This window comes from Microbacterium luteum (assembly GCF_015277875.1).
Lineage (GTDB): Bacteria > Actinomycetota > Actinomycetes > Actinomycetales > Microbacteriaceae > Microbacterium > Microbacterium luteum.
This window is the reverse complement of sequence record NZ_CP063814.1, coordinates 65,108-77,681: the sequence shown is the minus strand read 5'-3', so window position 1 is coordinate 77,681 and position 12,574 is coordinate 65,108. Positions and strand designations below refer to the sequence as shown.

Sequence of the window (12,574 nt, the reverse complement as noted above, 5' to 3'; positions counted from 1 at the left end):
GTGCGGGGTGTCGACTTCGTACTCGTCGAAGTCGCAGCTTCCACTCGTGAAAGGGCACGAATCGCACTCGGCATCGCGGGGAACGTCGTTCGCGGGGCATACCGAATCGACGACTGGCAGCCGGGCCGGGAGAGCGGACGGTGGCGCTTCAACGGAACGCCCGCACCCGAGTTGGACGCCGTCGGCAAGACCGTCGTCCACCTCGCCCCGCGGTCGGGTGCCGCGAACCCGGTCCGCCGGTTTCTCGACGGCGTACCGCAGAGCACACCGCCTGCGGGCGCGGCTTCGGAACCCACGCCGGAGCGCAACACCTCGGCGCCCCCATCCGCTAACCCCTCCGTCAACCCGGAGCCACGCGAGCGGGGCCCGATATCGCTCCTCGCGCACGAGCTGAACCGCGAGCCGCTCGCCCGCATCATGTACGGCCAGCGGGAGCTGTTCCACAGCAACTTCCTCGCCTGGTTCTTCGATGAGATCCCCGACCTCGCCGACGCCGTATTCCGCGACCTTACCGGTGACGGCAACGCGAGCGTGCGCCGGGTGGACCGGGAACAGGAGAACCTCGACCTGGTCATGCGGTGGCCGGGCGCAGCTCCGCTCGTCATCGAGAACAAGGTCTTCTCCCTTCCCGACCAAGATCAGCTCGATGCCTACCGCGCCAAGACCGCGCGGTGGAAGGGGTCGCCCGCGGAGCATGTGCTGCTGAGCATGAGCCCTCCGCGGACGCCACTCCCCGACTGGCGATACCTGAACTACCAGGAGCTCGCCGACCGCATCGACACTGCGCTCCCCGAGAACGACCACAGCTATGAGGTCGAGACCCTGCGCCGCTACTCGCGAGTCATCCGCCTGCTCGAGTCCCTCCTCGCGACCACGATGGTCCGCTCGCACGCCGAGTCCGCGTGGGTGGATGAGCGACAACTGTCGGAGATCGACTCACCCCAGACTCGCATCGGTCTGCGCAAGCTCCGTGCCCGCAGAGTGCAGGGCGCACTCGATGCGGCAGGACCAACCTCAGGATGGACCGAGTCCGCCATCAGTCACGGGCAGCCGCTCGTCGGCTGGCGCAGGGAGTTGAGGGTGGCCGGGCACGTCATCCAGGCGGGCTGGCAGTACCAAGAGGGCCAGTTCCGTCTCTGCGCGGTGCTCTCCCACCTGAATGGCCGTGGGGAATCCGCCAAAGCCGCGCGCGCCGTGTTCAGCGAGGCGCATCCGGCACTGTTCGACTTCGCGCCACTCGACGGCATTCTCCGCACCCCGGATGGCGTGGTGCGTCCCGTGGACCGCTTCGGGCATTTCGACCCCGACTTCATCTACCGCTACATCAAGGCACCCGACCAGACGGTCGAGCAGCTCATCGCGGCGAGCCACACCGTCCACGCGGGCCTGGACCGCATCGCCGATTAGACCGGGTCTGTCCGTGAGGTTGCAGCGCCTTCACCGCAGCCGAAGGCGCCGCAGGGCACTGCGAACCACTGACTCGAGCACTGACCACGCAACGCATGTTCGACTGCCTGGACAGTAAGCTCACGAGCTGATCGAGCTCGTCAGTGTCCGCTCGCCTCGTTTCCGCCGACCCGTCGCGGAGCAGAGGCACAAGGATGACGAAATATGTGCAGCGCAGGAAAGTGTCATCACAAAGTCGGATCGCCAGCGCGCGAGGCGCCCCAGCCACGTGACACTCGGTGTCATCTCACCGCGTTCCCGACAAAGGCTTCTCGCCCCGCACACGGCGCCACGGAAACCGCGCCTTCAGCCGTCGAGCGTCGATTCACCCTCTCCCTCGGCAGCCGGCATCTCGTGATCCGCTACAAGGACTCGAACGATGTCGAGCAGCTCCGGCCAGCGCGAACGCGGAAGGGGCGAGAACAGCTCCTCCGCCGCAGAGTCATACGCCCGCATCCACAGCTCCGCACGCTGCCGCCCCTCCGCGGTCGCGACGACGCGTGTCACACGTCGGTCGGCGGGATCCGTCGTGCGCGTGACCAGCCCCTCTCGGGTGAGGGCGTCCAGGAGAGCCGAGGCCGTGCCCTGCGAGATGCCCACCGCTTGGCTCACGCCGGTGACCCGGATCGGGCCGAGCCGCACGACCTCGACGAGAACACGCGCACGAGCGAATGACACCCCCGCCTCGCCGAGTCGGTCATCGAAGCGACGGGCGAGGATCTTCGCCGCGCGGCCGAAGCCGTCCGCGAGGTCGACCGCGCTCGGCTGCTCGACACTGTCCTCATCATCGACTGCACCCATCGTCGCCTCCTCCGTCGTTGACACCAACTTACATCTGTGTCAATCTATCGACATCAATACATTGGTATCGATGCATCTATGTGAGGAGATCCCGCCCATGCGCGTGTTCGTCACCGGAGGAAGCGGTTTCGTCGGTCAGCACCTGATCCGTCGGCTCCGCGAAGAAGGCCACACCCCCATCGCACTCGCTCGCTCCGAGCGCAGCGCAGACATCGTCCGGGGCGCAGGAGCGGATGCCGTGAGCGGCGACCTCGACGATCTCACCGCCACGGGCGACGTGACTCGGGACCCGGCCTGGGTCGGGGAACTGAGCACCGTCGACGCCGTTGTGCACGCTGCCGCCCGGATGGAGTTCTGGGGACCCGACGAGGGTTTCCGCACCGACAATCACGAGCCGACCATCGCCCTGCACGCGGCCGCCGCGAAGGCAGGAGTCTCGCGGTTCGTGCTGATCAGCGCGGCCGGGATATCCACGGGGACCCAGCGTGCGCGCGTCGTCGACGAGGGCACGGACGACGGCGTCTCGATGATCGCCTACGGCCGCGTGAAACTGGCGACCGAGAACGCGTTGCGAGACGCGCCGACCCCCGGCATGGCCCTCGTGATCCTGCGTCCGCCCTTCATCTGGGGCCCGGGACTCACGACCATGTCCGACGCCGTCGCCGCCGCCCGAAAGGGTCGGTGGGTGTGGATCGACCACGGCCGGCACACGATGGACTTCGTGCACGTCCTCAACCTCGCCGACGCGATCGTCGACTCGCTCACTCACGGTCGCGATGGCGCCCTCTACTACGTCACCGACGGCGCCCCGACGTCGGTGCGCGAGTTCTTCGGCGCCCTGTTCGCCACGCAGGGTGTCGATCTCTCGCGAGCCCGCAGCATCCCGCTGTGGGTCGCCTCTCCGGTCGCAGCGGCGCTCGATGGTGCAGCGCGTCTGCTGCGCCGACCCACGGCGCCCCCGCTCACGAACTGGCTGGTCGCCAACATGGGTCGCGACCGGGCCTACGACATCAGCGCGGCTCGCGCCGACCTCGGCTACCACCCGCGCCTCACCGTCGCAGAGGGGATGCGCGGCATGACCGCGTGAGGCGTCGCGCCTTCCTGGTCCCGCCACTCCCAGGACCCCGGGGGATCTTCCAGGTCGGTCGCGTCAGGATGAGGATGAATCCCACGACGACAGGAGATTGACGTGCAACTGCGGCAGGACACGATCCTCATCACGGGTGGAACCTCGGGCATCGGGCTCGAGATGGCGACCCAGCTGGCGGCTCGCGGGAACACCGTGATCGTCACGGGGCGTGATGAGGGGCGACTCGCCGACTTCCGGCGCACGCACCCGTCGCTCCACGCGTTCACCGTCGAGGTGACGGACCTCGCATCCATCGAGGAGCTGCACCTCCAGGTGACCGCGGCGTTCCCGCGCCTCAATGTCGTCATCAACAATGCCGGCCTGATGCAGGCCATCCGTTTTCCCGAAGCCGCTGCCGATCACGTCGCCGACGAGGTGGGGGTCAACCTCGCCGGTCCGGTCATGGTCACCCAGGTCTTCTTGCCGCATCTCCTCGCGCAGCCCGAGGCCGCGATTCTGAACGTCACGTCGGGCATCGCCTACATCCCCTTCGACAAGGCACCGCTCTACAGCGCCTCGAAGCTCGGTCTGCACTCCTACACGCAGTCTCTTCGCACGCAGCTCACCGGCACGTCGGTCAAGGTCTTCGAGCTTGCTCCGCCGAGGACCACGAAGCCGATGTTCAGCGGATCCGACGCGGACAACCAGCAGGTGGACCGCATCCCGATGATGCCGATCGCCGACGTGGTGACGCACATGATCCGGGGCGTGCAGAGGAACCGCTACGAGATCCGCCCGGGGATGAGCAAGCTGCTCCGGCTGATCGGCAAGGTTCGTCTCTGACCGCGCCTCTCGTCGCCGCGCGTCTCAGCCTCCTCAGCGGAACCGGCGCCGATACAGCGCGATCGCGCCGATGAACGCCGCGACGACGATCCCCGCGCACCAGGCCAGAGCGATCCAGAGGTCGGACGAGACCGGCTGCTGAGCAAGCAGGGCCCGGATGCTGTCGACGATCGGCGTCACCGGCTGATGCTCGGCGAACCAGGCCACGGGCGCCGGCATCGTCTCGGTGGGCACGAACGCGGAACTGAGGAACGGCAGGAAGATGAGCGGGTAGGAGAAGGCAGCCGCGCCGTCGGTCGAGTGTGCGGCAAGACCAGAGAGCACGGCGATCCACGTCAGGGCGAACGTGAACAGCAGAAGGATGCCGGCGACAGCCAGCCACGCGCCGACCCCGGCGCCGCTGCGGAATCCGAGCAGCAGGGCCGCCGCCACGACGATCGCCATCGACACCGAGTTCGCGACGAGCGAGGTCAGCACGTGCGCCCACAGCACGCTCGAGCGGGCGATGGGCATCGATCGGAAGCGCTCGACGATTCCGCCCTGCACATCCAGGAACAGCCGATACGACGTGTAGGCGACCCCCGAGGCGACCGTGATCAGCAGGATCCCCGGAAGCAGGTAGTCGATGTAGCTGCCCGTCGCGTCGCCGATCTCGATCGCTCCGCCGAAGACGAAGACGAACAGCAGCAGAATGGCGATCGGCATCACAGCGGTGGTGATGATGGTGTCGGGGCTGCGCAGGATGTGTCGCAGCGATCTGCCTGTGAGCGCGCCGGTGTCCGAGAGCACGTGAGTGGTCATGATCAGTTCTCCTCCAGTTCGGCGCCGCCGACGACGGCGAGGAAGATCTCCTCGAGCGTCGGCCGCTTCTCGACGTACTCGACGCGCGTCGGCGGCAACAGCCTGCCGAGCTCTTCGAGGGTGCCTTCGACGATGATCCGTCCGCCGTGCAGGATCGCGATGCGATCCGCGAGACGCTCGGCTTCCTCGAGGTACTGCGTGGTCAGCACGACGGTCGTCCCGCCTGCGGCGAGCTGTTCCACCGCGCGCCACACTTCGGCGCGCGCTTCGGGATCCAGCCCGGTGGTCGGCTCGTCGAGGAAGACGACGGATGGGGAACCGACCAGGCTCATCGCGATGTCGAGCCGCCGGCGCATGCCTCCGGAGTAGGTTCCCGCGCGCCGACTTCCCGCATCCGTGAGGGAGAATCGCGCGAGCAGGTCGTCGGCGATCCGCGAGGGATCGGGAAGGTGGCGGAGGCGGGCCACCAGCGCGAGGTTCTCGCGCCCGGTGAGAACGTCATCGACGGCGGTGAACTGGCCGGTGAGGCTGATCGCCTGACGCACCTGCTCCGCGTCGGTGACGACGTCGTAGCCGGCGACCGCGGCCGAGCCCCCGTCGGGCTCGGTCAGCGTCGCGAGGATGCGGATGGCGGTGGTCTTGCCGGCCCCGTTCGACCCCAGCAGGGCGTATACGCTGCCGGCCGGGATCTGCAGGTCGACGCCGCGCAGCACATCCACGGAGCCGAACGACTTCGTCAGATCCTCCACCAGGATCGCCGGGGCGGTGGCGGCGCTCATGACGACTCGCCCTCCGTTGCTGCAGCGATCGCCGAGCGCAACCGTGCGCGCTCCGCGTCGATCCACCCCTTGCCGCCGTACGCGAGGGCAAGCGTCTCGGCGAACTCCACCGGCTCGTCGCCGACGATCTGGTGCACGGTGGCCCCCGAGGCGACCGACCCCTCCCAGAGGTCTGCGAGATCGACGGCCATCTGCGCGACATGCTCCCCGTCGATCAGCCCGCCGTAGCGCAGCAGATACCGGTGCACGGCGCGAGCAGCCTCGCGGTGGGGTTCGGGCAGCGCGTCCAGTCGTGCGACCGCCTCGCGATACTGCTTCTTCTCCTCGAGGGACCCGGTGAGCACCTCGATCCATTTCGACGCCATGATCATTCCTTTCCGGTCCGGAGCGATTCGATGCGCTCTGCGAGGTCGCTCCATGTCTCCCAGAACTCGTCCAGCCGCGAACGTCCGGCCGCGTTGAGCGAGTAGACCTTGCGCGGCGGCCCCTTCTCCGAGGAGACCTTCTCGATGTCGACGAACCCGCGCTGCTCGATGCGCACGAGGAGCGCGTAGACGGTTCCCTCGGCGATATCGGCGAAACCGCGCTCGCGCAGAGTCGCCGTGATCTCGTATCCGTAGGCCGGGCGGTCCGCCAAGGTCGCGAGCACCACGCCCTCCAGCACGCCCTTGAGCATCTCGGTGTCGTGTCGTCCCATCGCCGCCCCTACTCAGTAACGTTGAATACCGGTACAAAGTAACACTGAGTAGTGGCGCCCGCAAGGACTCTTCCGCACCGCCGCGGGACGCCCTAGGCTCCGGAATAGAGCGGACGGGCGCTCGATCGCGCGATACGACGTGCGACCAGGTTCGGGCACGACGGAGCGAGAGCAAGGGATCGGGCATGAACGCGGTTGTCGGCGACATCCTCCCGCTCGCCCTGGGAGTCGCGATCAGTCCCATTCCGATCATCGCCGCGATCCTGATGCTGCTCTCCCCGCGGGCGCGGGTCACCAGCACCGGCTTCCTCCTCGGATGGGTCCTCGGCATCGTCGTCGCCGCGACGGTCTTCACGCTGCTCGCCGGCATCATTCCCGAAGACGACGCGGGGGCATCGCGCCCCGTGAGCGGAACGATCAAGCTGCTGCTGGGCGCCCTTCTGCTCCTGCTGGCGGTACGAAGCTGGCGGCAGCGTCCGAAGGCGGGCGAGGAAGCGGCTCTCCCGCCCTGGATGAAGGCGATCGATTCGTTCACCTTCGTCAAGGCCGTCGGGCTGGCGTTCCTGCTGTCAGGCGTCAACCCGAAGAACCTGCTGCTGGGCGCCGCAGCGGGGGTCGCGATCGGCGGCGCCGGCCTGGAGGTCGCTGCAGCGGCGGCCGCGATCGCGGTCTACACGGTGATCGCGGCGATCACCGTGATCGTCCCCGTCGTCGGATACCTCGTCGCCGCCGACCGACTTACCCCTGCCCTGACCGCCCTGCGGTCCTGGCTTCAGCGCGAGAACGCCGTCATCATGGCGATCCTCCTCCTTGTGCTGGGAGTCACGCTGATCGGCAAGGGCGTCGGCAGCTTCTGACCCGCCGCCCGCCGTGCCGGGCGATGACGTGCCCGGCACCAAGGGATCATCGCCGCCATCTAGGATGGGATCGTCCGGCGCCCGTGATTCCTGGAGCTCAGCCGCATGACCTCTCCTTCCGACACCTCCGCGTCGTCGCGCCCCGTCGCCGACACCGTCGAGAACGCCCAGTCGACGCCTGAGAAGGAGCAGCCCTACGGCGCGCTCGGACTCAAGCCCGACGAGTACGACCGCATCCGGGAGATCCTCGGCCGCCGCCCGACCTCGGGCGAGCTGGCGATGTACTCGGTGATGTGGAGCGAGCACTGCTCCTACAAGTCGAGCAAGATCTACCTGCGTCAGTTCGGCCAGAAGGTCAGCGACCAGATGCGCGAGAAGCTCATGGTCGGCATGGGCCAGAACGCCGGCGTCGTCGACATCGGCGAGGGGTGGGCCGTGACCTTCAAGGTCGAGTCGCACAATCACCCCAGCTACATCGAGCCGTTCCAGGGCGCTGCGACCGGCGTCGGCGGCATCGTGCGCGACATCATCTCGATGGGCGCACGCCCCGTGGCCGTCATGGACCAGCTGCGGTTCGGCGCGATCGACAACCCCGACACCGCCCGCGTCGTGCACGGCGTCACGTCGGGCATCTCCTTCTACGGCAACTGCCTCGGCCTTCCGAACATCGGCGGCGAGACGGTGTTCGACCCGGTGTACCAGGGCAACCCGCTCGTGAACGCGCTCGCGGTGGGCGTCATGCGCCACGAAGACGTCAAGCTCGCCAACGCCACCGGCGCCGGCAACAAGGTCGTGCTCTTCGGCGCCCGCACCGGCGGCGACGGCATCGGCGGCGCATCCATCCTCGCCTCCGACACCTTCGCCGATGGCGGCCCGACCAAGCGCCCCGCCGTGCAGGTCGGTGACCCGTTCGCCGAGAAGGTGCTCATCGAGTGCTGCCTGGAGCTCTACCAGGGCGAGCTCGTCGAGGCGATCCAGGACCTCGGCGCCGCCGGCATCTCGTGCGCGACGAGCGAGCTCGCCGCCAACGGCGGTTCGGGGATGCGCGTCGACCTCGAGAACGTGCTGTTGCGCGACCCGTCGCTCACGCCGGAGGAGATCCTCATGAGCGAGTCGCAGGAGCGCATGATGGCCATCGTCGCCCCGGAGAAGCTCGACGCGTTCCTCGCCGTCGTGGGCAAGTGGGATGTGGAGACCAGCGTGCTGGGCGAGGTCACCGGAGACGGCCGCCTGCAGATCTTCTGGCACGGCGAGCAGATCGTCGACGTCGACCCCTCGACCGTGGCCGTCGACGGCCCGGTCTACGAGCGTCCGGTCGCCTACCCGACATGGATCGACAGCCTGCGCGAGGAGTCGGCCGCGGCCCTCCCCCGCAGCATCGACCCGGAGGTGCTCCGCGAGCAGTTCCTGACGCTCGTCGCCAGCCCGAACCTCGCCGACACGTCGTGGATCACCAACCAATACGACTACTACGTGCTGGGGAACACCGCCCTGAGCTTCCCCGACGACGCCGGCATGATCCGCGTCGACGAGGAATCGGGCCTCGGCTTCGCGATCGCCACCGACTGCAACGGCCGCTACTGCCAGCTCGACCCCTACGAGGGCGCCAAGCTCGCGCTCGCGGAGGCATACCGCAACGTCGCCGTCACCGGCGCGGTGCCCGCCGCCGTCACCGACTGCCTGAACTTCGGCTCACCCGAGAACCCCGAGGTCATGTGGCAGTTCTCGCAGGCGGTCGCAGGCCTCGCCGACGGATGCCTCGAGCTCGGCATCCCCGTCACAGGCGGCAACGTCTCGTTCTACAACCAGACCGGCGACCAGCCGATCTTCCCGACCCCGGTCGTCGGCGTGATGGGCATCATCGACGACGTCGCCCGCCGGATCCCCTCGGGCTGGCAGGATGCGGGCGAGAACATCTATCTGCTCGGCGTCACCGCGACCGAGCTGAGCGGCTCGCAGTGGGCGGGAACGATCCACGGCCACCTCGGCGGCCTGCCGCCGGCGGTCGATCTGGCCGGCGAGAAGAAGCTCGCGGAGCTCATCCACGCGGCGTCGCAGCAGGGTCTCGTCTCGAGCGCCCACGACCTGTCTTCGGGCGGGCTCGCGCAGGCCCTGGCCGAGGCGACGATGCGGTTCGGTGTCGGCGCCCGCGTGTGGCTGCGTGAGATCAGCGAGCGCGACGGGGTGGATGCGGCGACCGCGCTGTTCGGCGAGTCGACCGGACGTGTGATCGTGTCGGTGCCGCGCGAGGAGGACGTGAAGTTCCGGGGGCTCTGCGAGGGCCGCGGCTACCCGGTGCTGCGCATCGGCGTGACCGACGTGCCGGCAGACGGCGAGGCCGCCCTCGAGGTGCAGGATGTCTTCACCGTCGCCGTGTCCGAGCTCCGCGAGCGCTCCGCCGCGACACTGCCCGCCGCGTTCGGCGCGACGATCGCCGAACCGACCGCGTAGGAGGAACCATGTCCGACGACGACGAATACGCCGGCTACGGCGAGGCCCGCCAGCGGCGCATGAAGATCGTCGCGTGGGTGACCATCGTGTCGCTGATCCTCGTGGCCGGCGGCTCCACCATCTTCACCCTGCTGTTCGCCTGAATCCGCGGCCGTCCAGCATCCGAGCGCCGCGCTCGCCCGCTGATTAGCATGGCAGTGTGGACCTCTGGTTCGAGCTGCTCGGCGCCTGGTGGTGGGTCGCACCCACCGCGATCGGTGCGGGCGCGGCCGGGTACGGCGTCGCCACGAGCGGTCGCCGGCGGGCGCGACGGCTCGAGCTCGACGCCGCGCGCCACGAGATGTCACGTGCGTATACGGCGCTGATGTCGGCTCGAGCCGACATGCGCACCGCCCGTGCCGCGCTGCAGACCGCCCGCGCCAACCCGGGCGCGCCGGGCGCGATCAGTGTGCCGGTCGCGCGTGACGAGCTCCAGCGCGCGAAGCACGCGCACCGCGTCGCGTGGATGACCCTGCGGGCCAAGCGCACCGGCGTCAAGGCCGCTCGTGCACAGCTGCGCGCGGTCTCCGCGTCGCCGGGCAAGAGTGACGACACCCGCCTCCCGCTCGCGCGGCTCATGGCCCGCCACGACATGCTGACCTCGCGCTGGATGCAGTACGAGACCGACGCCGCGCGCGCCATCGCCATCCCGCAGATGTCGGATGCCCGACACCCCGTCACGGCGGAGTTCGTCGCCGCGGAGCACCATGCCCGGGCGCTGCGCCCCGCCGACCCTCGTGCCAAGGTCGCCCCGGAGGACTTCGTCGCCTACCGGGAGGCCGTCGCCGCCGCCGAAGCCGCGTTCCGCGTGGCCGAGCAGGATGCGTGGCGCACCGCGCGCCGCGAAGGCCCGCCGCCGGTCGAGCCACCCCGCACCTAGCCGCACCGACCCCCGCGGATACGATGGCAGGGTGGAGCCGTTCTTCACCTTCCTCGGGAGCTACTGGTGGCTGGCGTTCCCGCTGTTCGGTGTGCTGGCCTCGGCCGGCAGCGCCTGGGAACGCGGCGCCCGTCGCCGCCACAAGCGACGGCTCGAGATCATCAAGGCGAAGGGCGAGGTGAAGGCCGCCACGCGCGCTGTGCCGATCGCGTCTGCGCCCGGCGCATCCGATGAGCCCGCAGCGGAGGAGTCGACCGCCAAGCAGCTCGAGAAGCTCTTCGCCGCCCACGACGACGTCACCCACCGGTGGCTCGAATACGAGCTGGATGTCGCGAAGCTCATCGCCTTCCCCGCGATGAGCGACGGGCGCCAGCCGCTGACGGCGGCCTTCCTCCGTGCCAAGCGCGTTGCCGACAACGCTCGGCCGGCAGCGGCATCCGCGAAGGTCAGCCGCGAGGAGCTCACCGAATACCGGGATGCGGTGACGGACTACGAGGTCGCGTTCGACCTCGCCGAACGCGACGCACGGCGACTCAAGGACTCGACGTTCTCGACGGCCGAGCGCAAGCGTCTCGACACGGCCCAGCAGCTGCTCGCGGTCGCGGTCGACCAGGCGGCGACACCGGCGGAGCGCCAGGTGGCGTACAAGCGGGTGCGGGAAGAGCTCGACGGCCTCATCTCGCTGTCCGACGACGCCGTCGACCGCCTCGAGAAGAAGGTGGCGCTGGAGATCACACCCGGCACGCCCCCGCCCACGAAACCCGACGCTTCGTCCCCCTGACCCGCGCAACCCGGCTCTTTCGTCCAGCGCACGAGAACGGGGCGCCCGGCCGAAGCCGGACGCCCCGCGGGGTCCTCGAGGAGGAACGGGATCAGGAGGTCAGCGAGTCGACCCACTCCTGGTTGTCCGCGATCCACTCTTCGACGATGGGACCGTAGTCGTCACCGTCGTACTCGTTGAACATGGCGTTCTCGAGCGAGTAGAGCGTTTCGCTGTCCATCTCGAAGTTCGAGATCCACTCGTGAACCTCGGGGAAGTCGTCGCCGAACGACGACGCGGCGACCGAGTGGATGCCCTCGGCGTCACCGAGCAGGCCCTCGGGGTCTTCGAGGTCCTTGATCGGGAAGGCGTCGTAGGCCCAGTGCGGACGCCACAGCGTCACGACGATGTTCTCGCCAGCGTCGGTGGCCGACTGCAGCTCGGCGAGCATGGCCGGGGTCGACGACTCGATGAGGTTCATGTCCTCGAGGCCGTAACCCGGAACGACCTCTTCGCTCGTGATGCGCATGAGGCCCGAGCCGGGCTCGATGCCGACGATCTCGTTGCCGAACGCATCGGCGTTCTCGGCGAGCTCGGTCAGCGAGTCGATCGGGGCGTCCTCGTTCACCGCGATGGTGAGGGCAGCCTCGTCGTTCCACGCGCCGAGGTCCTCGAGGTCGTCGCCGTACTCCTCCATGTAGTCGGCGTGGGTGACCGGCAGCCACGTGTCGAGCACGAGGTCGAAGTCGCCGCCGGCGAGACCGGCGTAGACCGGGGCCACGTCGGCATAGGTGAGCTCGACGTCGTAACCCTGCTCGGTGAGGATGGCCTCCCACAGGTACGACGCCGCGATGCCCTCATCCCAGCCGTTGAAGACGGCCAGCTCGATGGCGCGGTCGGCACCCGAGGTGTCGCCGCCCGCGTCGGAGCCGCTGTCGCCCGAGTCCGAGCTGCAGCCCGCGAGCACGAGGGCCGAGGCGCCCGCGAGGGCGATTCCGGTTGCGAGGTGCTTTCTCTTGGTCATCATGTTGACTCCCTCTCCATCCGCGTGCTGTTCGCGGACTGGTCGTGTTGTCAGGCGTCCGTGTCTCGGACGCCTCCGGCGGGCGATGAACCCGCCTGGTCTTGGGTCGCGGTCGCTGTGGCGCCCG

The 12,574-nt window shown here is 68.8% G+C and carries 14 protein-coding genes; 8 read left to right on the top strand and 6 right to left on the bottom strand.

Translation table 11 applies throughout. The annotated features are described in order from the left end of the window. On the top strand, positions 1 to 1,407 hold the full coding sequence (locus IM777_RS17085) for a PD-(D/E)XK nuclease family protein (RefSeq protein WP_228481226.1): 1,407 nt from the start codon (positions 1 to 3) through the stop codon (positions 1,405 to 1,407). 345 nt (positions 1,408 to 1,752) lie between these two features. Here the strand turns inward: IM777_RS17085 and IM777_RS00380 are convergent, their stop codons facing one another. After that, positions 1,753 to 2,247, bottom strand: coding sequence for a MarR family winged helix-turn-helix transcriptional regulator (locus IM777_RS00380; RefSeq protein WP_194384179.1), 495 nt, complete (start codon positions 2,245 to 2,247; stop codon positions 1,753 to 1,755). Between the two features lie 97 nt (positions 2,248 to 2,344). Here IM777_RS00380 and IM777_RS00375 point away from each other — a divergent pair, with 97 nt between their 5' ends. Further along, positions 2,345 to 3,334 (top strand): NAD-dependent epimerase/dehydratase family protein, encoded by a 990-nt coding sequence (locus tag IM777_RS00375; protein WP_194384178.1) that lies wholly within the window; start codon positions 2,345 to 2,347, stop codon positions 3,332 to 3,334. 102 nt (positions 3,335 to 3,436) lie between these two features. Next, complete coding sequence (locus IM777_RS00370) at positions 3,437 to 4,159, top strand: SDR family oxidoreductase (RefSeq protein WP_194384177.1); 723 nt, start codon at positions 3,437 to 3,439, stop codon at positions 4,157 to 4,159. A gap of 33 nt (positions 4,160 to 4,192) precedes the next feature. On the opposite strand, the gene IM777_RS00365 is transcribed toward IM777_RS00370, so the two are convergent. Genes IM777_RS00365 through IM777_RS00350 form a run of 4 tightly spaced genes read right to left on the bottom strand, consistent with a single transcriptional unit; the run spans position 4,193 to position 6,436 of the window. After that, the gene (locus tag IM777_RS00365) at positions 4,193 to 4,960 is read right to left on the bottom strand and encodes an ABC transporter permease (RefSeq protein WP_194384176.1); all 768 of its coding nucleotides are present in this window, start codon (positions 4,958 to 4,960) and stop codon (positions 4,193 to 4,195) included. A gap of 2 nt (positions 4,961 to 4,962) precedes the next feature. After that, positions 4,963 to 5,739: an ABC transporter ATP-binding protein gene (locus IM777_RS00360; protein ID WP_194384175.1), complete on the bottom strand. Its 777-nt coding sequence runs from the start codon at positions 5,737 to 5,739 to the stop codon at positions 4,963 to 4,965. Beyond that, positions 5,736 to 6,104 carry a DUF1048 domain-containing protein gene (locus IM777_RS00355; protein WP_194384174.1) on the bottom strand — a complete coding sequence of 123 codons (369 nt, stop codon included), beginning with the start codon at positions 6,102 to 6,104 and terminating at the stop codon, positions 5,736 to 5,738. The genes IM777_RS00360 and IM777_RS00355 overlap by 4 nt, the downstream gene beginning before the upstream one ends. A 2-nt stretch (positions 6,105 to 6,106) precedes the next feature. Beyond that, complete coding sequence (locus IM777_RS00350) at positions 6,107 to 6,436, bottom strand: PadR family transcriptional regulator (protein WP_194384173.1); 330 nt, start codon at positions 6,434 to 6,436, stop codon at positions 6,107 to 6,109. Positions 6,437 to 6,621: 185 nt separating this feature from the next. On the opposite strand from IM777_RS00350, the gene IM777_RS00345 reads away from it, so the two are divergent. The 5 genes from IM777_RS00345 to IM777_RS00330 all read left to right on the top strand — a co-directional run bounded on the left by IM777_RS00345 (position 6,622) and on the right by IM777_RS00330 (position 11,444). Further along, a complete protein-coding gene (locus IM777_RS00345) occupies positions 6,622 to 7,293 on the top strand; it encodes a GAP family protein (protein ID WP_194384172.1) in 672 nt (223 codons plus the stop codon). 105 nt (positions 7,294 to 7,398) lie between these two features. Further along, positions 7,399 to 9,744, top strand: a complete 2,346-nt coding sequence (purL, locus tag IM777_RS00340; RefSeq protein WP_194384171.1) for a phosphoribosylformylglycinamidine synthase subunit PurL — start codon at positions 7,399 to 7,401, stop codon at positions 9,742 to 9,744. An 8-nt stretch (positions 9,745 to 9,752) separates the two neighbouring features. After that, positions 9,753 to 9,887 carry a hypothetical protein gene (locus IM777_RS17380; protein WP_272872942.1) on the top strand — a complete coding sequence of 45 codons (135 nt, stop codon included), beginning with the start codon at positions 9,753 to 9,755 and terminating at the stop codon, positions 9,885 to 9,887. Between the two features lie 56 nt (positions 9,888 to 9,943). Next, complete coding sequence (locus IM777_RS00335; RefSeq protein ID WP_194384170.1) at positions 9,944 to 10,663, top strand: hypothetical protein; 720 nt, start codon at positions 9,944 to 9,946, stop codon at positions 10,661 to 10,663. Between the two features lie 31 nt (positions 10,664 to 10,694). Next, positions 10,695 to 11,444, top strand: a complete 750-nt coding sequence (locus IM777_RS00330; RefSeq protein ID WP_194384169.1) for a hypothetical protein — start codon at positions 10,695 to 10,697, stop codon at positions 11,442 to 11,444. Between the two features lie 91 nt (positions 11,445 to 11,535). Here IM777_RS00330 and IM777_RS00325 read toward each other — a convergent pair whose 3' ends face one another. Beyond that, positions 11,536 to 12,450, bottom strand: coding sequence for a glycine betaine ABC transporter substrate-binding protein (locus tag IM777_RS00325; protein ID WP_194384168.1), 915 nt, complete (start codon positions 12,448 to 12,450; stop codon positions 11,536 to 11,538). Positions 12,451 to 12,574 lie beyond the last annotated feature (124 nt).

Coding starts and splice junctions, on each gene's coding strand:
- IM777_RS00365 (WP_194384176.1), bottom strand. CDS start 4,960: ATGACCACTCACGTGCTCTCGGACACCGGCGCGCTCACAGGCAGATCG.
- IM777_RS00360 (WP_194384175.1), bottom strand. CDS start 5,739: ATGAGCGCCGCCACCGCCCCGGCGATCCTGGTGGAGGATCTGACGAAG.
- IM777_RS00375 (WP_194384178.1), top strand. CDS start 2,345: ATGCGCGTGTTCGTCACCGGAGGAAGCGGTTTCGTCGGTCAGCACCTG.
- IM777_RS00350 (WP_194384173.1), bottom strand. CDS start 6,436: ATGGGACGACACGACACCGAGATGCTCAAGGGCGTGCTGGAGGGCGTG.
- purL (WP_194384171.1), top strand. CDS start 7,399: ATGACCTCTCCTTCCGACACCTCCGCGTCGTCGCGCCCCGTCGCCGAC.
- IM777_RS00380 (WP_194384179.1), bottom strand. CDS start 2,247: ATGGGTGCAGTCGATGATGAGGACAGTGTCGAGCAGCCGAGCGCGGTC.
- IM777_RS17380 (WP_272872942.1), top strand. CDS start 9,753: ATGTCCGACGACGACGAATACGCCGGCTACGGCGAGGCCCGCCAGCGG.
- IM777_RS00345 (WP_194384172.1), top strand. CDS start 6,622: ATGAACGCGGTTGTCGGCGACATCCTCCCGCTCGCCCTGGGAGTCGCG.
- IM777_RS00355 (WP_194384174.1), bottom strand. CDS start 6,104: ATGGCGTCGAAATGGATCGAGGTGCTCACCGGGTCCCTCGAGGAGAAG.
- IM777_RS00325 (WP_194384168.1), bottom strand. CDS start 12,450: ATGATGACCAAGAGAAAGCACCTCGCAACCGGAATCGCCCTCGCGGGC.